The 24,095-nt window shown below is 63.3% G+C and carries 21 protein-coding genes; 17 read left to right on the top strand and 4 right to left on the bottom strand.

Annotated features, from left to right (window positions below):
• Window positions 1–24 precede the first annotated feature (24 nt).
• From DC522_RS00415 to DC522_RS00405, 3 genes are all read left to right on the top strand, one after another.
• Window positions 25–1,689, top strand: a complete 1,665-nt coding sequence (locus tag DC522_RS00415) for an electron transfer flavoprotein-ubiquinone oxidoreductase (RefSeq protein ID WP_116526715.1) — start codon at window positions 25–27, stop codon at window positions 1,687–1,689.
• 283 nt (window positions 1,690–1,972) lie between these two features.
• Window positions 1,973–3,769 (top strand): tetratricopeptide repeat protein, encoded by a 1,797-nt coding sequence (locus DC522_RS00410; RefSeq protein ID WP_245443869.1) that lies wholly within the window; start codon window positions 1,973–1,975, stop codon window positions 3,767–3,769.
• 137 nt (window positions 3,770–3,906) lie between these two features.
• Window positions 3,907–4,779 carry a 4-(cytidine 5'-diphospho)-2-C-methyl-D-erythritol kinase gene (locus DC522_RS00405; protein WP_116526714.1) on the top strand — a complete coding sequence of 291 codons (873 nt, stop codon included), beginning with the start codon at window positions 3,907–3,909 and terminating at the stop codon, window positions 4,777–4,779.
• Window positions 4,780–4,928: 149 nt separating this feature from the next.
• Here the strand turns inward: DC522_RS00405 and DC522_RS00400 are convergent, their stop codons facing one another.
• Window positions 4,929–5,738, bottom strand: coding sequence for a MetQ/NlpA family ABC transporter substrate-binding protein (locus DC522_RS00400; RefSeq protein WP_116526713.1), 810 nt, complete (start codon window positions 5,736–5,738; stop codon window positions 4,929–4,931).
• A gap of 354 nt (window positions 5,739–6,092) precedes the next feature.
• Complete coding sequence (locus DC522_RS00395) at window positions 6,093–7,112, bottom strand: polyprenyl synthetase family protein (RefSeq protein WP_116526712.1); 1,020 nt, start codon at window positions 7,110–7,112, stop codon at window positions 6,093–6,095.
• A gap of 112 nt (window positions 7,113–7,224) precedes the next feature.
• Here DC522_RS00395 and DC522_RS00390 point away from each other — a divergent pair, with 112 nt between their 5' ends.
• The gene (locus DC522_RS00390; RefSeq protein WP_116526711.1) at window positions 7,225–7,449 is read left to right on the top strand and encodes a DUF2007 domain-containing protein; all 225 of its coding nucleotides are present in this window, start codon (window positions 7,225–7,227) and stop codon (window positions 7,447–7,449) included.
• Window positions 7,442–8,182, top strand: coding sequence for a tRNA1(Val) (adenine(37)-N6)-methyltransferase (locus DC522_RS00385; protein WP_116526710.1), 741 nt, complete (start codon window positions 7,442–7,444; stop codon window positions 8,180–8,182). The genes DC522_RS00390 and DC522_RS00385 overlap by 8 nt, the downstream gene beginning before the upstream one ends.
• 32 nt (window positions 8,183–8,214) lie before the next feature.
• Here the strand turns inward: DC522_RS00385 and DC522_RS00380 are convergent, their stop codons facing one another.
• Entirely contained in the window at window positions 8,215–8,550 is a 336-nt protein-coding gene (locus tag DC522_RS00380; RefSeq protein WP_116526709.1) for a hypothetical protein, read from the bottom strand.
• Between the two features lie 164 nt (window positions 8,551–8,714).
• On the opposite strand from DC522_RS00380, the gene DC522_RS00375 reads away from it, so the two are divergent.
• The 8 genes from DC522_RS00375 (at window position 8,715) to DC522_RS00340 (ending at window position 17,889) form a co-directional block, all read left to right on the top strand.
• Complete coding sequence (locus DC522_RS00375; RefSeq protein WP_165819998.1) at window positions 8,715–9,599, top strand: S49 family peptidase; 885 nt, start codon at window positions 8,715–8,717, stop codon at window positions 9,597–9,599.
• 208 nt (window positions 9,600–9,807) lie between these two features.
• Window positions 9,808–10,749, top strand: a complete 942-nt coding sequence (locus tag DC522_RS00370; protein WP_116526708.1) for a glycine--tRNA ligase subunit alpha — start codon at window positions 9,808–9,810, stop codon at window positions 10,747–10,749.
• 146 nt (window positions 10,750–10,895) lie between these two features.
• Window positions 10,896–11,357, top strand: coding sequence for an endonuclease domain-containing protein (locus DC522_RS00365; protein ID WP_245443867.1), 462 nt, complete (start codon window positions 10,896–10,898; stop codon window positions 11,355–11,357).
• 13 nt (window positions 11,358–11,370) lie between these two features.
• On the top strand, window positions 11,371–13,626 hold the full coding sequence (gene glyS / locus DC522_RS00360; protein WP_116526707.1) for a glycine--tRNA ligase subunit beta: 2,256 nt from the start codon (window positions 11,371–11,373) through the stop codon (window positions 13,624–13,626).
• Window positions 13,627–13,724: 98 nt separating this feature from the next.
• On the top strand, window positions 13,725–14,372 hold the full coding sequence (locus tag DC522_RS00355; RefSeq protein ID WP_116526706.1) for a L,D-transpeptidase: 648 nt from the start codon (window positions 13,725–13,727) through the stop codon (window positions 14,370–14,372).
• Window positions 14,373–14,577: 205 nt separating this feature from the next.
• Window positions 14,578–17,256 carry a pyruvate, phosphate dikinase gene (gene ppdK, locus DC522_RS00350; protein WP_116526705.1) on the top strand — a complete coding sequence of 893 codons (2,679 nt, stop codon included), beginning with the start codon at window positions 14,578–14,580 and terminating at the stop codon, window positions 17,254–17,256.
• Window positions 17,257–17,520 carry a hypothetical protein gene (locus tag DC522_RS00345; protein WP_116526704.1) on the top strand — a complete coding sequence of 88 codons (264 nt, stop codon included), beginning with the start codon at window positions 17,257–17,259 and terminating at the stop codon, window positions 17,518–17,520.
• 18 nt (window positions 17,521–17,538) lie between these two features.
• Window positions 17,539–17,889: a GFA family protein gene (locus DC522_RS00340; RefSeq protein ID WP_116526703.1), complete on the top strand. Its 351-nt coding sequence runs from the start codon at window positions 17,539–17,541 to the stop codon at window positions 17,887–17,889.
• Between the two features lie 148 nt (window positions 17,890–18,037).
• Here the strand turns inward: DC522_RS00340 and DC522_RS00335 are convergent, their stop codons facing one another.
• Window positions 18,038–18,439 (bottom strand): hypothetical protein, encoded by a 402-nt coding sequence (locus DC522_RS00335; RefSeq protein ID WP_116526702.1) that lies wholly within the window; start codon window positions 18,437–18,439, stop codon window positions 18,038–18,040.
• Between the two features lie 123 nt (window positions 18,440–18,562).
• Between DC522_RS00335 and DC522_RS00330 the strand changes: the two genes are divergently transcribed.
• The 4 genes from DC522_RS00330 (at window position 18,563) to DC522_RS00315 (ending at window position 23,861) form a co-directional block, all read left to right on the top strand.
• Entirely contained in the window at window positions 18,563–19,402 is an 840-nt protein-coding gene (locus tag DC522_RS00330) for a helix-turn-helix domain-containing protein (protein ID WP_205769451.1), read from the top strand.
• A 198-nt stretch (window positions 19,403–19,600) separates the two neighbouring features.
• Complete coding sequence (locus tag DC522_RS00325) at window positions 19,601–20,830, top strand: cell wall hydrolase (RefSeq protein ID WP_245443865.1); 1,230 nt, start codon at window positions 19,601–19,603, stop codon at window positions 20,828–20,830.
• A gap of 158 nt (window positions 20,831–20,988) precedes the next feature.
• Window positions 20,989–22,455, top strand: coding sequence for a M10 family metallopeptidase C-terminal domain-containing protein (locus DC522_RS37055; RefSeq protein WP_116526699.1), 1,467 nt, complete (start codon window positions 20,989–20,991; stop codon window positions 22,453–22,455).
• Between the two features lie 164 nt (window positions 22,456–22,619).
• Entirely contained in the window at window positions 22,620–23,861 is a 1,242-nt protein-coding gene (locus DC522_RS00315; protein ID WP_116526698.1) for an MFS transporter, read from the top strand.
• Window positions 23,862–24,095: the final 234 nt, after the last annotated feature.

The following is a 24,095-nucleotide window of genomic DNA, read 5'->3' as shown; positions in this document are numbered from 1 at the left end:
GAAGCTGCGTACAGGAGAACACTCATGTCCGATCTGCCCGCCCGTGAATCGATGGAGTTCGACGTCGTCATCGTCGGCGCCGGCCCTGCGGGTCTCAGCACGGCCATCCGCCTCAAGCAGCAGGCCGCCCAAGCCGGCGCCGACATCTCCGTCGTGGTGGTGGAGAAGGGCTCCGAGGTCGGCGCCCATATCCTCTCCGGCGCGGTGATCGATCCGATCGGCCTCGATGCCCTCCTGCCGGACTGGCGCAACGATCCGGATCGTCCGCTCAAGACGGAAGTCACCGCCGACGAGTTCATGTATCTGGGCCACGCGGGCGGCATCCGGCTGCCCAACGTGTTCATGCCCAAGCTCATGGACAACCACGGCAACTTCGTCGGCTCGCTCGGCAACGTCGCGCGCTATCTCGGCCGCAAGGCGGAGGAGCTGGGGGTCGAGATCTATCCCGGCTTCCCGGCGGCGGAAGTGCTGATCGAGGACGGCAGGGTGGTGGGCGTCGCCACCGGCGATATGGGCATCGGCCGCAACGGCGAGCCCAATGCCAATTTCACCCGCGGCATGGAGCTGCGCGCCAAGTACACGATCCTCGGCGAGGGCGCGCGCGGCTCGCTCACCAAGCAGATGGTCGAGCGCTACGGCCTGAACCAGGGCCGCGACCACCAGAAATACGGCATCGGCATCAAGGAGCTCTGGCAGGTCAAGCCGGAGAAGTTCCGGCCCGGCCTCGTGCGCCACTCCATGGGCTGGCCGCTGCCGAACCATGCCGGCGGCGGCTCCTGGCTCTACCATTTCGACGACAATCTCGTGTCCGTCGGCTTCGTGGTGCACCTCAACTACAAGAACCCGACCCTGTCGCCCTTCGACGAGTTCCAGCGCTTCAAGACCCATCCGATGGTGCGCGACGTGTTCGAGGGCGGAAAGCGCATCGGCTACGGCGCGCGCGCCATCATGGAAGGCGGCTGGCAATCGGTGCCGCGCCTGAGCTTCCCGGGCGGCTGCCTGGTCGGCGACAGCGCCGGCTTCGTGAACGTGCCGCGCATCAAGGGCAGCCACAACGCGGTGCTGTCCGGCATGCTCTGCGCCGATCACGTCTTCGCGGCGCTGCAGGCGGGCCGCGCCAATGACGAGGTTGCATCCTACGAGGACGCGTGGCGCTCCTCGCCGATCGGCTACGATCTGAAGCGCGTGCGCAACGTGAAGCCGCTCTGGTCGAGGTTCGGCACCTTCGCCGGCGTGGCGCTCGGCGGCCTCGACATGTGGATGACGGAGCTGCTCGGCTGGTCGTTCTTCGGCACCATGAAGCACGGCAAGCCCGACCATGAGTGCCTGCTGCCGCTCTCGCAGGTGACGCCGATCAAGTACGACAAGCCCGACGGGGTGCTCACCTTCGACAAGCTCTCCTCGGTGTTTTTGTCCAACACCAACCACGAGGAGGATCAGCCGATCCACCTCAAGGTGAAGGACATGAGCCTGCAGAAGGCATCCGAGCACGATGTCTATGGCGGTCCGTCTCAGCGCTACTGCCCAGCCGGCGTGTATGAATGGGTCGAGGATCAAGGGGGCGTGCGCTTCCAGATCAACGCCCAGAACTGCGTCCACTGCAAGACATGCGATATCAAGGACCCGAACCAGAACATCAACTGGGTCACGCCCGAAGGCGGCGGCGGGCCGAACTACATCGATATGTAAGATTGCCTTCACAGGTGGTCATCCCGGCCGAGCAAAGCGAGAGCCGGGATCGCCATCAGAATAAGGCGCCCTTCTCGTCACGCGATCCCGGGTTCTGCTCCGCAGCCCCGGGATGACGCATCTTGGAGCCCTCTGTTTTTCCCTCCCTCACGAGGCTTTTACGCGAGGAGCGTCAATCTTCCCCTTGCGACCGCTACAGGGAAACGCCATTCTCCGGCCTGATTTGGCGCACATCTCCCCATATCCTCACCTTGAGATGTTGCGATGATTGGAGCCGCGCTTCGTGCCCACGTTCAAATTGCCTTTGGCCCGCAAGGGCTTGCCTGCTTTTGTGTTGATGGCGGCTGGCCTCCTGGCTTCGCCGGCCTTGGCGGTCAATCCGGACCCGAATGAGGTTCTGAGGCCTGCGCAGAGTCTCGAAGGCAACTTCCTTTCCGCTTATGTGGCCGGTTCCGCCCGCGACACGGAGGCTGCGTCGCTCTATTTCCGTGAGGCGATTCAAGAGGATCCGAGCAATCAGGAGCTTCTGGAACGAGGCTTCGTGGCTTTCCTTGCCAGCGGCTCCATGCAGGAGGCGTACCGGGCCGCCGAGCGCCTGTCGGCGCGTGATTCGTCCAATAACCTGGCCCAGTTCGCGCTCGCTGTCCGCGCCCTGAAGGCGCAGAAATTTGCCGATGCCCGCGCAAGGCTCGCCAAGGGAGCGCGGGGACGGCAGGCAGATCTGACGGCCACGCTTCTGACAGCTTGGGCCTATGCGGGCGCCAAGGACGGCAAGCAGGCCCTGGCGACGGTCGACAAGCTCAAGAGCGAGCGCGCCTTCAACCAGTTCCGGGAATACCACGCGGCCCTGATCGCCGATGTGGTGGGCAATGCCGCCGAGGCCGAGAAGCGCTTCAAGGCAGCCTACGAGGGCGAGCGCAACACGCTTCAGGTGGTGGACGCCTATGGCCGCTTCCTGGCCAAGCGCGGCAAGAAGGACGAGGCGATGGCCGTCTATAAGGCCTTCGACGAGCTGGCTCCGCGCCATCCCATCGTCAAGGCGGCCATGAAGGCGCTGGAAGAGAACAAGCCCCTCACGCCGCTCGTCACCAATGCGCAGGACGGCGCGGCCGAGCTGCTCTACGGCCTCGGCGTGGTGGGCAACACTCAAGGAGACGAGCTGACGGCGATCATCTACCTGCAGCTCGGTCTCGATCTGAAGCCGGACCATCCCCTGGCTCTCATCACTCTCGGTGACGTCTATGAGCGCCTGAAGCAGTTCGAGCAGGCCAACGCGATCTTCGACCGCGTGCCGAAGGACTCAGCCGTGCGCACGAGCGCCGATATCGCCATCGGTCAGAACTACGAGCAGATGGGTCGCGGCGAGGATGCCATGGCCTATCTCGACAAGCTCATGAAGGAGCGCCCGGACGATGTCGAGGTCGTCATGGCCCTCGGCAATGTGCAGCGTTCGCGCAAGAAGTTCGCGGAGGCGGCCGAGACCTACGCCAAGGCCATCGAGCTCGTCGGCACGCCGCAGCGCGGCCACTGGATTCTCTTCTTCTATCGCGGCACGTCCTATGAGCGCGCGAAGCAGTGGGACAAGGCCGAAGCCGATCTGAAGAAGGCGCTGGAGCTGGTGCCCGACGGCCTCCCGGCCGGCAAGGCACAGGTGATGAACTATCTCGCCTATTCCTGGGTCGACCGGAATGAAAACATCGACGAAGCCTTCAAGATGCTCACGAAGGCGGTCGAACTCGCGCCCCGCGACGGCATGATCATCGACTCCCTCGGCTGGGCTTATTACCGCCTCGGTCGCTACGAGGACGCCGTGCGCGAACTCGAAAAGGCCGTGGAGCTGAAGGCCGGCGACCCGACGATCAACGATCACCTGGGCGATGCCTATTGGAAGGTCGGTCGCAAGCTCGAGGCGAAGTTCCAGTGGGACCACGCCAAGAGCGCGAACCCCGAACACGAGGACCTCGTGAAGATCCTCCGCAAGATCGATCACGGCCTCGACGAGGTGGAGAAGAACCCGACGGCAGCCGAGAGCGCGCCTGCTCCGGCGGCACCTGCTCCCACGCCGCAAAGCGGCGGCTAACACGGGATGCTCTTTTTGAAATGGCCGGGTTCTCCCGGCCATTTTGCTTTTCGACCGTCATCCCCGCGGCCCGGGATGCCAGTAGAGCCTTACAATCCGCTCTTCCCATCCCTCCTTCTCTCGGGCATGGAAGGGGCATGTCGCTGCCCCTCACCACCCGCGCTCCCGCCAAGATCAATCTGACGCTCCACGTTCTCGGGCGACGGGCGGATGGCTACCATGAGCTCGAAAGCCTCGTGGCCTTCGCGGAGGCGGGGGACGATCTGCAACTCGTGCCGGGCCCTGGTCTCTCGCTTCACGTCAGCGGCCCGACAGCGGCACTGGCGGGTAGCGGCGCAGATAATCTCGTCTTGAAAGCAGCCAGGTTACTCGCGGAGCGTGTCGAAGGGCTTAAAGCAGGAGCCTTCCACCTGATGAAGCGTCTGCCCGTTGCTGCCGGGATCGGTGGAGGATCGTCTGATGCGGCCGCAGCCTTGAGGCTGCTGGCCGAGTTCAATGACCTGCTGCCGTCACATCCGGCTGTGCGCGAAGCAGCCCGTTTAACAGGTGCCGATGTGCCGGTCTGCCTCGAGCCCAAAGCACGCATGATGCGTGGGGTCGGGGAGGAGCTTGGGCCCGTTCTGACGCTGCCGCCTCTCTTTGCCGTTTTGGTCAATCCCCGTGTGCTGGTCGAAACGCCCGCCGTGTTCAAGGCGCTCGGATTGCAGCCGGGACAATCCCTGGGCAGAGCGCGGCATCCCGTTCTGGAGATGACTTCTATCCATTCCCTGCTCGAAAGTCTGAGAGCCGCGCGCAACGATCTCGAGCCGCCTGCTCTTGATGTGCAGCCAGTGATCGGGGAGGCGCTTGCGCTCGTCGCCCGGACTGAGGGTTGCCGCCTTGCGCGCATGTCAGGCTCCGGCGCGACGGTCTTCGGGTTGTATGAGGATTCTCAAAGCGCGGCGGATGCGGCTCGCTTCGTTCTCGACAGGAGACCGGAATGGTGGGTGGAGGCGACGAGCCTCCGATAGATTTTTAGCGTAATCCGATCTGCTTCCGTCATCACCGGCCTTGTGCCGGTGATCCCGATCCGAAGCCCACTGAGCCTCGTAAAAATGGGATGGCCGGGACGAGCCCGGCCATGACGTTCAGAGATTGTCGTTGACGTCGTAACAGCCGCTTACCACGCCGGGATGATGGCTCCCTTGAAGCGCTCTTCCAGGAACTTCGCGACTTCGGGGGACTGGTAGGATTCCACGAAGGTCTTGATCTCCGGGCGGTTCTCGTCGCCTTGGCGGGCGGCGACGAAGTTTGCGTAAGGATTGCCCTCGCGCGTCTCGACCGCGATCGTGTCCTTGCGGATGTCGAGGCCGGCATTGAGCGCGTGGTCGGTGTTGATCACGGCCGCGTCGAGGTCGGGCAGGGCGCGGGGCAGCTGCGCGGCGTCGAGTTCAGAGAATTGTACGTTCTTCGGATTCTCGGCGATGTCGAGCAGGCTCGGCGACAGGCCCCTGCCTTCCTTCAGCTTGATCACTCCTTCAGCGGCAAGGAGGTTGAGCGCGCGGCCGCCGTTGCTCGGATCGTTCGGAATGCCGACCTTCGCGCCCTTCGGCAGGTCGGCGACGGACTTCACCTTCTTGGAATAGAGGCCGATCGGCTGCACGAAGGTGAAGCCCACGGGCACGATCTTGTAGCCGCGAGCCGCGATCTGCGCATCCAGATAAGGCTTGTGCTGAAAGGCGTTGGCATCGAGGTCCTTGCGATCAAGCGCCTCGTTCACAAGGGCATAGTCGGAGAAAGGCACGAGTTCGACATTCAGGCTCTTGGAGGCGGCCACCTTCTTGACGACCTGCGCCACTTCTTCCTCGGCACCGGACATGACGCCAACCTTGATGCTCTTCTGCTGAGCGGCTGCAGGCAGGGCGGCAGCGAGAACGGCGCCGAGCGCGAAGGTCGCGGACAGGATCGTGCGACGGGTGAAAACGGACATAGGAGTACCTTTCAGGCAAAATGCGTCTGGGCTTCAACAGGAAGCCGGACATGTGGTTCGGGATGGGGAGAGAAAGATCAGGCTTTGAGGCGACAGCACCACCCGGCCTGTGGAGGCTGTTGGTGCGGCATGAATGCCATTGTGGAGACAAGTCGCGTCATAACCATCAATCCTCGTGAACCACGAGGCGGAGGCCGCTCGTGGCGCTTTAGCCTTTGATCACGCGGGGCAAGCTGCTCGTCTCAAATCACCGCGGCCTTGAGGGGGAGTACCGCCTCAGGACAGAAATGGTTTTATAGCGGTTGATTTTTATGTCAACCGAATTGTTCTGTATAAAGAACAGTCCTGCTATGCTCAATACGCGCGGGCGATACAGAAATCGACGGCTTCGAGGAGCGCCTGCTTCATGGGGCTTGCCGGGAAGAGAGCGAGCGCATCGCGGGCCATGGAACCGTAGTGGCGGGCACGCTCGACGGTATCCTCCAGCGCCTTGTGGCGACGCATGATGGCAATCGCCTGCTCGAGGTCGCCGTCCTGGATCTCGCCCTGTTCGAGCACGCGCTTCCAGAAGGCGCGCTCCTCTGCCGAGCCGCGGCGGAAGGAGAGGACGACCGGGAGCGTGATCTTACCCTCGCGGAAATCGTCACCCACGTTCTTGCCGAGCGTCGCAGCCTTGCCGCCGTAATCGAGCGCATCGTCCACGAGCTGGAAGGCGATGCCGAGATTCATGCCGTAGGAGCGGCAGGCCGCCTGCTCGGCTCTGGGGCGATTGGCGATGACGGGTCCGACCTCGCAGGCGGCGGCAAAAAGCTCTGCCGTCTTGCCACGGATCACGGCGAGGTATTCGTCTTCCGTGGTCTCGGTGTTCTTGGCGGCAGCGAGCTGCATCACCTCGCCCTCCGCGATCACGGTCGCGGCGGCGGAGAGAATGTCGAGGGCGCGAAGCGAGCCCACTTCCACCATCATGCGGAAGGCCTGGCCCAGCAGGAAATCACCCACGAGGACGCTCGCCTCGTTGCCCCACTTGATGCGGGCGGCGATCTTGCCCCGGCGCATGTCGCTTTCGTCCACCACGTCGTCGTGGAGGAGGGTGGCCGTGTGCATGAACTCGACGGAGGCCGCGAGCTTCACATGTCCGTCGCCCTGGTAGTCGGAGAGACCGGCCGTCGCGAGGGTGAGCATGGGGCGAAGGCGCTTCCCGCCCGACGAGATGAGGTGGTTTGCCACTTCCGGGATCATGGTGACCTCGGAGCCCGTGCGCGACAGAATCATCGCATTGACCCGCTCCATATCGGCGGCCACAAGGGAGACGAGCTTCTCGATGCCCGCATTCTTTTCAGGATGCTTATCTTCGAAAGGAACGACGACGCCCACGTCTCAAACCCGGGTTGCCGGCCGTCATGGCCGGTAGGAATATCAGTCACCGTGGCATGGCACTTTCCATGCTGCAATGCAAACGCTTGCCGCAGGGGAAGGATCGCCGCCGATGGTCGAAATCGTCCGCACCAACGATCTCGTTCTGGTCGGCTTCCTACAATCCTTATTGGAGAACGCCAACATCCCTGTTCTGGTCGCGGACATGCATATGAGTGCCCTGGAGGGCATGATCGGCGCCTTCCCCCGCCGGCTTCTGGTGCCGGACGACCAGGCGGAACAGGCCCGCCGCCTGATCCGCGAGGCGGGTCTCGGGAACGAGCTGCGCCATGAGTGAGATCACGGAAGATTGCTTGCTGGGCGGGCGCGTGCACCTGGCTCAGCCCGTCAAAGGGCACCGGGCCGGCACGGATGCCGTGCTTCTGGCAGCCTCCGCACCCGTGAAAGCTGGAGACAGGGTCCTGGACGTGGGCGCAGCCACGGGCGCGGTCGGCCTCATGGTCGCGGTGCGGGAAAGAGACGCGCGCCTCGCCTTCGTGGAGCGAGACCCCTCTCTTGCCGAACTCTGCCGCCGGAACTGCCGGGAAAACCATGTCGAGGCCGAGGTTTTCGTCGTGGATCTCCTGAACAAGGCTTCCCGTCACGAAGCGGGCCTTCGTCCAGAAACCGCCGATCTGGTGCTGACCAACCCGCCCTTCCTGGAGGAAGGGCAGGCGCGAATCTCCCCCAACCAGGGGAGGGCGGTGGCTCATGCACTTCCCTCGGGAGGATTGGAGGCTTGGCTCAAGGTGTGCCTGAGCTTGCTCAAGCCAAAGGGGCATTTCGTCCTGATTCACCGGGCCGACCGGGTCGCCGAGTGCCTGGATGGCTTGAACGGTCCTTTGGGGGGAATCGCGCTCCGCTTCGTGCACCCGAGCGCCGAGAAGCCTGCCATCCGTGTCCTGATCTCAGGTATCAAGGGCAGCCGCGCTCCCTTGCAGATCCTGCCGCCGCTCATTCTCAACAGGCCGGATGGACGCTTCACGCCTCAGGCCCAGGCGCTGCATCGGGGAGAGGCCGATCTCTTATGAAAAAGGGCGCCGGAGGGCGCCCTTTCCCAAGACTACCAACGATAGCCGGGCCGGCGAACCGTGCGGCAGACTTCGACCGGACGGCGAACCCAGCGGTAGCCGTTCCAGACCCGCTGGCGCTCGACCCAGCAGCGGCGAACCACACGGACCGGGCGATAGGCCGGGTAGGGGCGGTAGTACCGGCGGCGGTAATGAGGACGGCCATATTCATGGCGGACGACCACAGGGCCCGCGCGGTATTCCACCGCCGGGGCCCGGTAGCCGTAACCGTAGCCGCCGTAATAAGGCTGAGCCTCCGCCTGCGGGGCCGACAGGGTGCCGAAGCCAAGGGTGGCAAGTCCAAGAAGGCCGAAAAGCAGCTTGCGCATGTCACTCTCTCTCCTGAGCCGCTTGCGGTCTTGCCTGAAGCGGCGACTGAGCTGGATGTTGTCCATGCTCAATCTTTAAGCGTTCCTAGCTGAACGAAACCCGAAATATTCCCTAACGGAATGTTCATCTTGGGAAGCTCCGCAGCACGCACTACATGAAGGCCATGGCTCAGACATCTCTTTCCTCCATGCTTCCGGCTCGTCTCCAGTTCCTTCTTCCACGTCGATACCGCAGCTATCGCACTCCCATCGTGCCGGTCCTGCGTTTTTCGGGCGCGATCGGAGCTGTCATGCCGTTCCGCTCAGGGCTCGCCATGTCGAACGTGGCCTCCATGCTGGAGCGGGCGTTTTCCGTGTCCGGCGCGACGGCCGTCGCCATCGTCATCAATTCGCCCGGCGGATCGGCGGCCCAGTCGCACCTGATCTACAAGCGCATCCGAGCCTATGCGGAGGAGAAGAAGATCCCGGTTCTCGCCTTCGTGGAGGATGCGGCGGCCTCCGGCGGCTATATGATCGCCTGCGCGGCGGATGAGATTTATGCCGATCCGGCCTCCATCGTGGGCTCCATCGGCGTGGTGTCCGCAAGCTTCGGCTTCCAGGACCTGATCGCCCGCATCGGAGTGGAGCGGCGCGTGCATACGGCGGGCCAGAACAAAGCCATGCTCGACCCATTCCGGCCGGAAAACCCCGAGGATGTGGCGCGTCTGAAAGGTCTTCAGCGCAAGATTCACGAGGTCTTCGTGGAGCTCGTTCGCAGCCGCCGTGGCGCGAAACTCAACGATTCTTACGAGGATCTCTTCTCCGGCGCCTTCTGGGTGGGGGCGGAGGCCGTCGATCTCGGCCTCATCGATGGCCTGGGCGATATCCGTTCCATTATTCGCCAGCGCTTTGGCGAGGATGCGCAGTTGCGCATGATCGAGCCCGCCCGTCCACCGCTGCTGGGCCGCCTGTTCGGCCGCCGGGCCGTAACCGGGGGCAGCCTCATCGATCCCGCCGAGGTGGTGGGGGCGCTGGAGGAGAGAGCTGCCTGGGCGAGGCTGGGGTTGTGACTGAACTCGACATATCCGACGGTGCAGCGGATTCTCCTCCCCCTTGTGGGGAGGAGGGGGTGTCAGCGCGAGACCTCATTGGCTATCGCTCACACCCCCACCCCTGGCCCCTCCCCACAAGGGGGAGTGGAATTGCGGGCGGTGCTTGACTTGAGCCGCCCATCATCCCAAGGGTTCGCCTGACATTTTCAAAGACTGGACGCTATTGATGACGAGCGAACCCGCGCACATGAATCCCGCGCGCTCTTTCCAGGGCCTGATCCTCACGCTTCAGCGCTATTGGGCGGAGCAGGGCTGCGTCATTCTCCAGCCCTACGACATGGAAGTCGGCGCAGGCACCTTCCACCCGGCCACGACCTTGAGGGCTCTGGGTCCCAGGCCCTGGCGCGCGGCCTATGTGCAACCCTCCCGCCGCCCGAAGGACGGCCGCTATGGCGACAATCCGAACCGCCTTCAGCATTATTACCAGTTCCAGGTGATCCTGAAGCCGAACCCGCCGAACCTGCAGGAGCTCTATCTCGGTTCGCTCCAGGCTATCGGTATCGACACTGCGGTCCACGACGTCCGTTTCGTGGAGGACGACTGGGAAAGCCCGACGCTCGGCGCCTGGGGCCTCGGCTGGGAATGCTGGTGCGACGGCATGGAAGTGTCGCAATTCACCTATTTCCAGCAGGTGGCGGGCTTCGAGTGCTCGCCGGTTGCGGGCGAGCTGACCTACGGTCTCGAGCGCCTCGCCATGTATCTGCAGGGCGTGGAGTCGATCTACGACCTCAACTTCAACGGCCTCGAAGGCGACCAGAAGGTCACCTATGGCGATGTGTTCCTGCAGGCCGAGCAGGAATATTCGCGTCACAATTTCGAGTACGCCGACACGGAAATGCTCTTCCGCCATTTCCGCGACGCGGAGGCCGCCTGCCGCAAGTACCTGGAGGCGGGCGAACCCGAGGAAGGCTCCAACGACAGCCGCCATCTCATGGCGCTGCCGGCCTATGACCAGTGCATCAAGGCCAGCCACGTGTTCAACCTGCTCGATGCGCGCGGCGTGATCTCCGTCACCGAGCGCCAGAGCTACATCCTGCGCGTCCGCGACCTGGCGAAAGCCTGCGGCGCGGCATGGCTGAAGACCGAGGGCGGGGGCGTGGCTGCTTGAACACAAGCGAGTCTCGCTCGTACCCCTCCCCCTTGTGGGGAGGGGCTAGGGGTGGGGGTGTTGGCGCCAGACCTGCATAGGCTATCGCTCACACCCCCACCTCCATCTCCTCCCCACAAGGGGGAGGAGGGTTCGGGTAGCGGTTCATGCGACAGAATGGATACCGGAACGAATTCGAGATGCCTTCGACCCGCAAAATCGGCACGTCTCAATCTCGCGCATTGCGTCGCAACGCAACTGAGGCCGAGAAGTCGCTCTGGCGTGCCCTGAAGAAAATCCCGGTTTACGGAAGCCACTTCAGGCGGCAGGTGCCGATCGGTCCTTATATTGCGGATTTCGCCTGCTTGAAGGCGCGCCTCCTCATCGAGCTCGACGGCGGCCACCACTCCCAGGATAACGTCGCAGCCTACGACGAACGCCGAACTCGATGGCTCGAAAGCGAAGGCTATCGTGTCATCCGCTTTTGGAATGCCGAGTTGATCGAGAACATGCCCGGCGTTCTCGACACCATTTACGCGGGCCTGTATGGCTCGCCCCAATCCGAAGCCGTTGCGCTTCCCACCCCACCCCGGCCTGACGGCCGACCCTCCCCCTCAAGGGGAGGGTAGAGAACGCACCGCCATGCCCGATCTTCTCCTTGAACTCTTTTCCGAAGAAATCCCCGCCCGCATGCAGCGCCGCGCGGCGGAGGATTTGAAGAAGCTCGTGACGGATGCGCTCGTGGAGCGCGGCTTCCTCTATGAGGGAGCGCAGGCCTTTTCCACACCGCGCCGCCTTGCACTCACCATCATGGGCCTACCCGTGAAGGGCAAGGACGTGCGCGAGGAGCGCAAAGGTCCGCGCGTCGGCTCGCCCGATGCAGCGATCCAGGGCTTCCTGAAGGGAGCGGGCCTCGCCTCGCTCGACCAGGCGAAGATCGAGAGCGATCCGAAGAAGGGCGAGTTCTACGTCGCCGTCATCGAAAAGCCGGGCCGCGCGACGACGGATGTGCTGGCCGAGATCCTGCCGCAGATCATCAAGAGCTTCCCCTGGCCGAAATCGATGCGCTGGGGCGCGGCGTCCGCCGAGGCCGGTTCGCTCCGCTGGGTGCGTCCGCTGCAATCGATCCTCTGCACCTTCGGTCCCGAGACTGAAGATCCGGAAGTCGTGCGCTTCGAGGTCGATGGAACCGTTTCAGGTGACGTCACTTACGGCCACCGCTTCCTTGCCCCTGGCTCGATCCGCGTGAGGCGTTTTGACGATTACGTGCCTGCGCTGGAGCGTGCGAAGGTCGTGCTCGATGCGGATCGCCGCAAGGACATGATCCTGCACGACGCGAAGGACCTCGCCTTCGCGCAGGGCCTCGAGCTCGTCGAGGACGAAGGCTTGCTCGAAGAGGTCGCCGGGCTTGTCGAATGGCCTGTGGTGCTCATGGGCTCGTTCGACGAAGCCTTCCTCGACATTCCGCCGGAGGTGATCCGCACCACCATCCGCGCGAACCAGAAATGCTTCGTGCTGCGCGATCCGCGCACCGGCAGGCTCGCGAACCGTTTCCTTCTCACCTCGAATCTCATTGCAACGGATGGCGGCAAGACGATCATCGGCGGCAACGAGCGCGTGGTGCGCGCGCGTCTGTCAGACGCCAAGTTCTTCTGGGAGACGGACCAGAAGGTGAAGCTCGAAGATCGTCTCGAGAAGCTCAAAACCATCGTGTTCCACGAAAAGCTCGGCACGCAATATGAGCGTGTGGAGCGCATTGCCGCGCTGGCAAAAGAGCTCGCGCCCATCGTCGGTGCCGATGAGGCTCTCGCCGAGCGCGCTGCGCGCCTCGCCAAGGCCGATCTCGTCACCGAGATGGTCGGCGAATTTCCCGAGTTGCAGGGCCTCATGGGCCGCTATTATGCGACGCTCCAGGGCGAGGACCCGTCCGTCGCCGCAGCCATCGAAGAACACTATAAGCCGCTCGGCCCGTCCGATCGCGTGCCGACCGATCCCGTGTCGGTGTCCGTGGCGCTCGCCGACAAGATCGATACGCTCGTGGGTTTCTGGGCGATTGATGAAAAGCCGACAGGATCGAAGGATCCTTATGCGCTGCGTCGCGCGGCGCTCGGCGTGATCAGGCTCGTGCTCGAGAACAACATCAAGCTGCCTCTGATCTCCCTGCTTGCGAAGCCGTTCGCTCGCGATGCGAAGGATGTGCTCTTCGAGGAATTCCTGCAGATCAAGAAGCTCGTCGAGGCCATCGAGGACAGCGCCTTTGCGTCGCTCGTGTCTCATCCGGCGCTTCCGGATATCGAAGCCATCTTCCGCCAGCGGCAGCTGGGAAATGCAGAGAGCCTCGCGCGCATCATGTATATGCGCGCGCTCGATCTCCTCTCCTTCTTCGCAGACCGCCTGAAGGTCTATCTGCGCGATCAGGGTGCGCGTCACGATCTCATCGATGCGGTGTTCTCGCTCGAAGGCCAGGACGATCTGCTCATGATCGTCCGCCGCGTCGAAGCGCTCGGCCGCTTCCTCGACACGGAGGATGGTGCCAATCTGCTCGCCGGCTATCGCCGCGCGGCGAACATCCTGCGCATCGAGGAGAAGAAGGACGGTCGCGCCTATGACGAGGCCCCCGATCTCCAAATCGTGAACGATCAGGGCCAGATCGAGGAGAAGGCTCTCGCCGTCGTTCTCCACGGCGCAAAGGAAGAGGCCAGGAAAGCAGTCAAATCGGAAGATTTCGAAGGCGCGATGCGTGCTTTGTCCCGTCTGCGGCAGCCCGTGGACGCGTTCTTCGACAAGGTCACCGTGAACGCGGAGGATGCAGGCCTTCGCGCGAACCGCCTGCGTCTCCTCAACAGCATCCGCGAGGCGACCCGTACGGTGGCGGATTTCTCCCGGATTGAAGGGTAATAGAGTTAGTTCCCGTTAAGGTGTTGCAGGAGGGGCACAGCCAAAGGCCCCTCATGGCCCTAGGTAGTCGGCAACACCTTAACGGTAGACTTGAACCCATGATCCGACGTCTGATTCTCGGCGCTTTGCTGAGCGCTTCTCTGTCCGCCTGCCAAACCGCTCAGCGGCCCGCGCCTGTCGAGGCCGCGGCCATTGAGGACGCCGCTTGGTATATCGGCTCCATGCCTGACAAGCCGTTCGACGTGCCGCTCGTCGACCGCAGCCGCATGGACCCGAAATATGCCCGCCGGACGGTGGAGTATAACGGCCCCGAGAAGCCGGGCTCCATCGTGGTCGATATCGACGAGCGCATGCTCTATCTCGTGCAGCCCGACAGGAAGGCGATTCGCTACGGCGTCGGTGTGGGCAAGCAGGGCTTCTCCTGGAAGGGTATGGCTTCCGTCGGGCGCAAGGGTGTGTGGCCGTCCTGGCGTCCCACCAAGACCATGAAGAGCATCAAGCCGGATCTACCGGAGCATCGCGAGGCTGGACTCGACAACCCGCTCGGCGCCCGCGCCCTCTATCTCTATCAGGACGGCCGGGACATTCTCTTCCGCATCCACGGCACCAACGAGCCCTGGAGCATCGGCGAGCAGGTTTCCTCCGGCTGCGTGCGCATGCTCAACGAGGATGTCGTGGACCTCTACGAGCGCGTTCCCGTCGGCGCCACGGTCTATGTGAAGCGCAACGGGCGCTACCGGGTCTAGGATCAGAAGCGGCCTTCGGGCCGCTTTTTTGTTGTCCGGCCAAGGCGCAGATCAGGAGCGGGGAGGGTCCCGTCCGAATTGACTAGCCCCCTGCGTTGATTTGTAACGAAGGAACCTTGGCTGTTCAGCTTGCGTTTCGGTTCCATATGTTCCAAGCCAACACCTGCGCTGCAGCAGGGCGTATGATGAGCCAAGGGGTCTAGCGATGACGCAGTGGGTATACACCTTCGGAGATGGCAAGGCCGAAGGCCAGGCGGGGATGAAGAACCTGCTTGGCGGCAAGGGGGCGAACCTCGCCGAAATGTCCAATCTGGGGCTGCCGGTTCCTCCGGGCTTCACCATCACCACGGAAGTCTGCACCTATTACTATGACCATGGCCGCTCCTATCCGCAGGAGCTGAAGAGCCAGGTCGAGAACGCCCTGAATTACGTGGGTCGTCTCACGGGCCGCACCTTCGGCGATGCCCAGAACCCGCTGCTCGTCTCCGTCCGCTCCGGCGCGCGGGCCTCTATGCCGGGCATGATGGACACGGTGCTCAATCTCGGCCTCAACGACGTCACCGTCGAGGCCCTGGCCAAGGGCGCGGGCGACGAGCGCTTCGCCTACGATTCCTATCGCCGCTTCATCACCATGTATTCCAACGTGGTGCTCGACATCGGCCACCACCACTTCGAGGAAGTGCTCGACGAGTACAAGGACCGCAAGGGCTACACCCTCGACACGGACCTCTCCGCCGCCGACTGGAAGGCCCTGATCCCGCGCTACAAGGATCTGGTCGAGAAGGAGCTCGGCAAGCCCTTCCCGCAGGATCCGCAGGAACAGCTCTGGGGTGCCATCGGTGCCGTGTTCGGCTCCTGGATGAACAGCCGCGCCATCAAGTACCGCGAGCTGCACGGTATTCCGGCGAGCTGGGGCACGGCGGTGAACGTGCAGGCCATGGTGTTCGGCAACATGGGCGAGACCTCCGCCACCGGCGTGGCGTTTACCCGCAACCCCTCGACCGGCGAGAAGGAGCTCTACGGCGAGTTCCTGATCAATGCGCAGGGCGAGGACGTGGTGGCGGGCATCCGCACGCCACAGGACATCACGGAAGCCGCGCGCATTGCCTCCGGCTCCGACAAGCCCTCGATGGAAAAGGCGATGCCGCAGGCCTATGCCGAGCTGGTACGCATCTACGGCATTCTCGAGAAGCACTACCGCGACATGCAGGACATGGAATTCACGGTGGAGACGGGCAAGCTCTGGATGCTCCAGACCCGCAACGGCAAGCGCACCGCGAAGGCAGCGCTCCGCATCGCGGTGGAGCTGGCGTCCGAGGGTCTGATCACGCAGGAGGAGGCGATCACCCGCGTCGAGCCCGCAGCGCTCGACCAGCTTCTGCACCCGACCATCGACCCGAAGGCCGAGCGCAGGATTCTCGCGAGCGGCCTGCCGGCCTCGCCGGGCGCGGCCTCGGGCGAGATCGTGTTCAACTCGGATGATGCGGAGACCGCGAAGAAGGCAGGCCGCAAGGTCATTCTCGTGCGCGTCGAAACCTCGCCGGAAGACATCCACGGCATGCACGCGGCCGAAGGCATTCTCACCACGCGCGGCGGCATGACCTCGCACGCGGCGGTGGTGGCGCGCGGAATGGGCAAGCCCTGCGTTTCCGGCGCGGGCTCGATCCGTGTCGATTACGCTGCCCAGACCATGACGGTGGCAGGCCAGACGCTCAAGAAGGGCGACATCCTCACCATCGACGGCTCGAACGGCCAAGTGCTGCTCGGCCAAGTGAAGATGCTGCAGCCCGAACTCTCCGGCGAGTTCGCAACGCTCATGGGCTGGGCCGACAAGGTGCGCCGCATGAAGGTGCGCGCCAATGCGGAAACGCCGCTCGACGCCAACACGGCCCGCACCTTCGGGGCGGAAGGCATCGGCCTGTGCCGGACCGAGCACATGTTCTTCGAAGGCGACCGCATCGTGGCGGTGCGCGAGATGATCCTCTCCGACGACGAGGCAGGTCGCCGCGCGGCGCTTAGCAAACTGCTGCCGATGCAGCGCAAGGACTTCGTCGAGCTGTTCACGATCATGAGCGGTCTGCCGGTCACGATCCGCCTGCTCGATCCGCCGCTGCACGAGTTCCTGCCGCACTCGGAAGAGGAGATGGAGGAAGTGGCGAAGGCCATGAACGCTTCCGTCGACAAGCTGAAGCACCGCGCCCGCGAGCTGCACGAGTTCAACCCGATGCTCGGCTTCCGTGGCTGCCGTCTGGCGGTGGCCTATCCGGAGATCGCCGAGATGCAGGCGCGCGCGATCTTCGAGGCGGCCGTCGAGGCGGGCCGCACGACGGGCCAGCCCGTGGTGCCGGAGGTGATGGTGCCGCTCGTGATGACGAAGGCGGAGCTCGACCTCGTGAAGGATCGCATCGTCGCCATGGCGGAGGCGGTCGCGAAGGAATCGGGCGTGACGGTCGAGTACCAGGTCGGCACGATGATAGAGCTGCCGCGCGCGGCCCTGCGCGCCGGCGAGATCGCGGAATCGGCGGAGTTCTTCTCGTTCGGCACCAACGACCTCACGCAGACGACGCTCGGCATCTCGCGCGATGACGCGGCCTCGTTCCTCGGTCCCTACACGCAAAAAGGGCTGCTGCCCGCCGATCCGTTCGTGACCATCGATCAGGAAGGCGTGGGCGAGCTGGTGAAGCTCGCAACTGAGCGCGGCAGGAAGACGAGGAGCAACATCAAGCTCGGCATCTGCGGCGAGCATGGCGGTGATCCGGCGTCGATCCATTTCTGCCAATCGGTCGGGCTCGACTACGTGTCCTGCTCGCCCTATCGCGTGCCGATCGCGCGGCTTGCGGCAGCGCAGGCGGCGCTCGGCAACAAGGCCGCGAGCCAAGCGTAAATGGCGCTGTCTCGGATTCGTCTTCTCTATATCGGGGCGGTGCTGGTCTCCGGCATCGCCATCGGTTTTCTCGTCCGGCAAAACCCTGAATGGCAGCAGATGGCCGTACCGCCGGCCGCATGGCCGTTCGCCGTGTCTCTGGTAATCGATCTCATCATCGGCCAGATGGCGGCTCAAGGCAGGACGGAACCGCTCACGATGACCGACCGGTTCATTGCCGTGATTGGCGCCGGCGTGATCGTCACGCTGATGACAGCTGTGTGACATCGAAAGGAGAACGCAATGGCGCTTCACAAAGGCTCCTGCCATTGCGGCGAGGTGGCGTTCGAGGTTGAGACCGATCTCAGCCAAGTGATCGAGTGCAACTGCTCCATCTGCCGCAGGAAGGGCTACATGCTCGCCTTCGTGCCGCGCAGCCTGTTGAAGGTGCTTCGCGGCGAGGGGAAGCTTTCCACCTATACATTCAACACCCACACCATCCGCCATCGATTCTGCCGTGAATGCGGCTGCGCGACTTTCGGTGAAGGCCAGCAGCCGGGTGGTGAACCGATGGCTGCGATCAACGTGCGTTGCCTGGAGACGGTGGAGCTCTCGGACATCAGGCCGGCCCCGTTCAACGGGCGCGATAGGTAGCTCCGTACATTTCACAATGCTTCCAAGCTCACTGTCCTCATCCTGAGGAGGTCGCGGAGCGACCGTCTCGAAGGAGAGGGCGGAGTAAGATTGAAAACGAGATCACCGGCACAAGGCCGGTGATGACGCGGTATCTGGTGCCGGTGCTTCAGGCCGTTGCGAGGTTCGACCGGCGCAGGCCCATGATCTGAAACTCGGCATACATCAGCACGACGAGAGCCTGCATGATCACGAAGGCGTAGCCTGCACCTGTGGGCGACACCCATCCGCTGACGAGGAGCAGCAGGCTGTCGGCAGCCCACAGGATGTTGCCGAGGATGACGGCCCACACGAGGCCCTTGTGCATCTCGTCGCGCAGGCTGAGCCAGGCGAGTAAGGCGACGTAAGGCAGCAGGACCGCACCAGCACCGCGCAGAAGCACCTCCGGCAATCCGAGCAGATGCCCCAACGGTCCGGCGGCGAGCAGCATCAGCAGACCGAATGCGCCGCTCGTGGTGGCATCGGCCAGCAGGGTCTGGCGAAGAAGCGGGGAGGGATGAATCGTCGTCATGGCATGTTCCTTTCAGATCCGTCGGGCGTTCCGACTGGCCTTGAGGATTGCGCAGGCAGGGAAGTCGGTCGATTACCTCGGAGGTCATGGAGTTGAGCGCTGCACCACGCTATGGTCCCACCCATGAAACCAGCGAAGACCCCGGCACCTGCCACCCAGCATTTCGGTGATTACCTGCGCGAATGGCGCCAGCGCCGCCGCATGAGCCAGCTCGATCTCGCGCTCGAAGCCGAGATCTCCACGCGGCACCTGAGCTTTCTCGAAACCGGCCGCTCGCAGCCGAGCCGCGAGATGGTGCAGCTGCTTTCAGAAAAGCTCGACATGCCCCTGCGCGAACGCAATGTGATGCTCGCCTCTGCCGGGTTCGCGCCGGTCTATTCCGAACGCTCTCTCGATGATCCGGCGCTGCAGAGCATGCGCGAGGCCATCGATCTCGTGCTCAAAGGTCACGATCCTTATCCCGCACTCGCCGTCGACAGGCACTGGTCGCTGATCGCTGCCAACGAGGCGCTGTTCTCCCTCGTGCAGGGCGTCGATCCTGCGCTGCTGAAACCGCCTGTGAACGTGCTGCGCTTGAGCGTTCACCCCGCGGGTCTTGCCCGGCGCATCGCGAATTTTTCCGAGTGGCGTGACCATCTGATCGCGCGCCTGCATCATCAGGTGAATGTGACGGGCGATGCGGTGCTCTCCGCCCTCATCGAGGAGCTGCGCGCCTATCCGATCCCGGATGCCGCTAGGCGCATGTCTCATCCCAGACCGCATCATGCCGATATCGTCGTGCCGCTCCAGCTGATGACGGAGGAGGGCATGCTCACCTTCTTCAGCACGACGACGGTTTTCGGCACACCTGTCGACGTGACCCTTTCGGAACTCGCGATCGAAGCCTTTTTTCCCGCCGACGCGGAGACGGCTGATGCTTTAAGGCGCGTGGCCGAGAAGCGTCAGGCTGCCGCAGGAGCCTAGAGCCGTTTCCACTTGCGTGGAATCGGCTCCCTTCCTCGTTCTGCCGCATTGTCTGATGGCGAACCGGATCCACTTCGCCGGAAAATGCTCTAACGCCCTTCAAGTCCCGTCTTAACCAGCCGTCAACCTTAACCCCGGATAACCATAAGGAACGGAAGCCTTTTGTCCGATGCTTCCCTGGTTTGAGTGGGTGTTCGCGTGCGTCATCGGAATCGTCGCTCTCGGGTGAGATGGATTTGCGCCACGACGGCGCCCTGGGCGCTGGCGACCGGCCTCCTGATCTCGTTCACGGCCTCTGCGAGCAACGACCCGCAGACGGGCGTGAGTTTCGCGCCCCGCGGGCCGCTGGCGCGCCTGATGCAGACCGATCTCGTTCCTCCGATTACCACCTCGATTGCGGGCGGCCGTCTCGATCTCGGGCGCGATGTGTTGCGCTTCATTCCGCGTTACGACCTGCCCGATCACATGGTCAATGCCCTGCCGCCCAAGGCCGAGCGTAAGGCGGATGCCGGCGCTGATCCGGAAGTCGACCGCTCTGCCAAGGGCGACCCTCTCGTTGCGCCGCATGTCACCCTGTCTCTGAGGGCCAAGCAGTTGCGTCCGGATCTCGCGCAGGTGAGCGGCTCGCGCCTTCTCTTCGGGCAGGACGAGCGCCTTCTGCCGCCCACAATCCTCATGGAAGGGCAGCTGGAGGCTCCCGAGATGGAGCAGGCTTTCGAGCCTTCGGAGATGCCTGAATTCACCACCACGCGCCAGGCCGTCTCGGTGCAGTCGCCGAGTGCGGCCGCTGCCGGTTCGACAGGTGCTGCGGCGAGCCTCACCACGCCCATCGTGAAGCGCGCGGTGGCTCTCTCCTCGACGACGCCCGCGCCGATGGAGGCAACGCCCATCGAGATCGCGGCTGCGCCCGTCTCTCTGCAATCGCCGCGTCTCGACAAAGGCGGTTATGGCACGAGCCTCGTGCCGAAGTCGGATGACGTCACGCCTCCGCGCTACGCGGACCTGATCGATCCCGACAACATGAGCAAGGAACAGCGCTGCCTGGCCGAGGCCGTCTATTTCGAAGCCCGCAGCGAACCGGAAGAAGGTCAGGCCGCCGTCGCGCAGGTGGTGCTCAACCGCGTGAAGAGCGGCCTCTACCCATCCTCGATCTGCGGCGTCGTCTACCAGAACCGCCACCGCCATCTCGCGTGCCAGTTCACCTTTGCGTGCGAGGGCAAGGCCCTGCGTGTCACCGACACGGTCTCCTGGGAGCGGGCCAAGCGGGTGGCAAGCGCCGTGCTCGAAGGCAAGACCTACCTTGCCGATGTGGGCGGAGCCACGCATTACCATGCGAATTACGTGCGCCCTTATTGGGCCCGCCGCCTCAAGAAGATGGACGTGATCGGCCGTCACATCTTCTACAAGCTCAAGCCGGGCCAGACTTAAGCTGGGTTGCGGCTGCCTCTGGCCCGCCTCCGCGCCTTTCTCTAGCGCCTCGTGCGGAACCGGTAGAGCTTTGCGTCTTGTGCGGCGGCACACCGTCGAAATACAATAACCTTGCTAAAAGGGCTGGCACAAATTCAGCTAGGCAAGGGGCATTCAAAATGGCAACGACCAAAAGCGTAGACGGTCAACTCAGTGGAAACGTCTACATCGATTCTCTCATTTGGGGCGGCCGGGTCTGGGATCAGACTGTGCCTATCAAGGTGTGGTTGGGCGACCCGGACGAGTACAATTCCGCCCTGGCAGGCGGCGGGCGAAACTTTTACGAGGGTTATTTCGGAATAGAACCTGGGGCCCAAGCGCCGACATTGAATGTCAATACCCTGACATTCTGGCAGACCCAGGCCGAGGTCAATGCATTCATATATGCGCTCTCTCTTTACGAGAGCGTCTGCGATCTGCAATTCGATATCGAGAGCGAGTATACCATAGAGCAGGCCGATATCGTCTGGTGGAGGGTCGATTCCAATGACATCGGTGCGCTCGCAATCCACGAAAACCTGGCTTCGATCCCGAACACCGTTGGTCAGGTCTGGGGCTACTTCAACTATGCGGCGACGGAGTCGTGGAGCCAGCTTAGCCTTGGCGGCGATGGTCTGAGCACCATCGTTCACGAGATTGGACATGGCTTGGGTCTTGCTCATCCTCATGACGGGGGACGTCAGGACGATAAGAACACGTTCCCGGGGGTTGTGGATGGAAGTACCGGCACATTTGGCCTGAACCAGTCCGTCTACACGGCCATGTCCTATAATTCAGGCCTGGCAGGTACGCCGAGAACTTTCGTCTACGGTAACCAAGCCGGACTTGGCGCGTTCGACATCGCCGCCCTGCAATGGATCTACGGCGCGAACACGACGACCAAGACGGGCGACGATATCTACGCCCTTCCGACGAGCAATGCGGTCGGCACGGGCTGGTCGTGCATCTGGGATGCGGGCGGCGACGACACGATCAGCGGCATGGATGCAACCAGCAGCGTCACGATCGATCTTCGTCCGGCGACCCTTGCCGAGCATGATCCGCATGCTGGCGGTTTCATCTCTGCGCAGGTTGGGATAGGCGGCGGCTTCACGATCGCCAGCAACGTGACCATCGAAAACGCCTATGGCGGCCGCTATGCAGACAAGCTCTACGGTAACGGGGCCGGCAACCGGATGCTTGGAAATTCCGGTACTGATAGCCTCTATGGCTTTGACGGCGATGACATCCTCATCGGTGGAACAGGCAACGACAAGCTCTACGGTGGAACAGGCAAAGACGTCTTCGTGTTCAACACATCCCTGAGCGCCACTGGCAACAAGGACACGATCGGGGACTGGAATGGTCTTTACGATATGATCGAGTTGGATAGCGACGTCTTCACGAAGCTGACCAGGACGGGCGTGCTCAACAAGGCCAACTTCGTCATCGGTTCGGCGAAGGACAGTAACGACTACATCGGCTACGACAGGGGGACGGGGAATCTGTGGTACGACCGAAACGGCAGCGCTGCGGGCGGTCAGGTGGTGTTCGCCAATATCGGCAAGAACAAGGCCATTGGCTTCGCCGACTTCGTCGTCATCTGAGCCAGGAACCGCTGGCCGCCTGATGGCGGGCAGCGGGCCAAAAGGGTTGCGGGAGGGATGATTCATCACAATCCCTCATGCCTTTCCCCATAAAGTTTCGATATGGAAGCCTTGCGCCTTCCGCTAGGATCCGCCCTCCGATTTGCCGCTCGAGGGCTGTGCCGATGTCCGCACCCACCGCTCAATCCCGCGTTTCCCCGGAACTCATTGTCCTCTCCGGCTGCCTGATCGCGCTGATCACCTTTGGCCCGCGCGCTTCGGTCGGGTTGTTTCAGATCCCGATGACGACGGAGTTCGGCTGGGGGCGCGATACGTTCAGCCTGGCCATCGCCTTCCAGAACCTCCTCTGGGGCCTCGGCCAGCCCTTCGCTGGCGCGGTGGCGGATCGATTCGGAGCTTTCAAGGTGCTCTGCGCCGGTGCCTTGCTCTATGCGCTCGGCCTCGTGGTGATGGCCTATGCGTCGACGCCCGGCGTTCTGCATCTGGGCGCGGGTGTGCTCATCGGCTTCGGTCTGTCGGGCTGCTCGTTCAATCTCGTGCTCGGCGCCTTCGGCAAGCTCCTGCCGGAGAAGTGGCGCCCCATGGCCTTCGGTGCGGGCACGGCGGCGGGCTCCTTCGGCCAATTCCTGTTCCCGCCCATCGGTAACGTCCTCATTGATTCCTTCGGCTGGCATCAGGCGCTCGTGATCTTCGCAGCCTCCGTGCTGCTCGTCATGCCCTTGGCGCTCGCCCTTGCGACGCGTCCAACGGCAGGTACGGCAACGACCGGCGCTGCCAATGTCCCGAACCAATCGATCAAGCAGGCGCTGACGGAAGCTTTCCAGCATCGCTCCTATGTGCTGCTGGTGCTCGGCTTCTTCACCTGCGGCTTCCAGCTCGCCTTCATCACCGCGCATCTACCGGCTTATCTGAAGGATGCTGGCCTCTCGGCTGCCGTCGGCGGTTGGACGCTTGCCGTCATTGGTCTCGCCAATGCCTTCGGCTCTCTCGGCTCGGGCTGGCTGTCCACCCGCATGTCGAAGCGCTGGCTGTTGGCCTGGATCTATTTCGGCCGCTCGGTGGCGATCGCGGCCTTCATTCTGCTGCCGGCGTCGCCCGTCACCTCGATCGCATTCGGTATCTCCATCGGCCTCCTGTGGCTCTCCACCGTGCCGCCCACGTCCTCTCTCGTGATGCTGATGTTCGGCACGCGCTACATGGCCATGCTCTACGGCTTTGCCTTCTTCTCGCACCAGGTCGGCGGCTTCCTCGGCGTCTGGCTCGGTGGCGAGCTGTATGAGATCTATGGCAGCTACACCGTGGTCTGGTGGCTCTCGATCGCTCTCGGCATCGCCTCGGCACTGATCAACCTGCCCATCAAGGAACGTCCGGTCGAGCGTGGCCCGACCCTGCAGCCGGCCGAGTAAGAGCTCTGACGAAAACCAACCTGAGCCTCATCCTGAGGAGGACCTTTAGGTTCGTCTCGAAGGACGAGGCGTCTCCAGCGCGCACTGGATCCTCCTTCGAGACGGTCACTTCGTGACCTCCTCAGGATGAGGGAATATGAGGTACTAAGGTGTTCTGTCTCGTCCGAAGGGATGAGGCTCTTGGCCTTGCTCTGATCCTCCCTCGTGCCAACAATCGGCGCGGGGAGGATTGAT

The sequence above is a fragment of the Microvirga sp. KLBC 81 genome (genome assembly GCF_003075415.1).
GTDB lineage: Bacteria > Pseudomonadota > Alphaproteobacteria > Rhizobiales > Beijerinckiaceae > Microvirga.
This window is presented reverse-complemented; position numbering and strand designations above follow the sequence as displayed.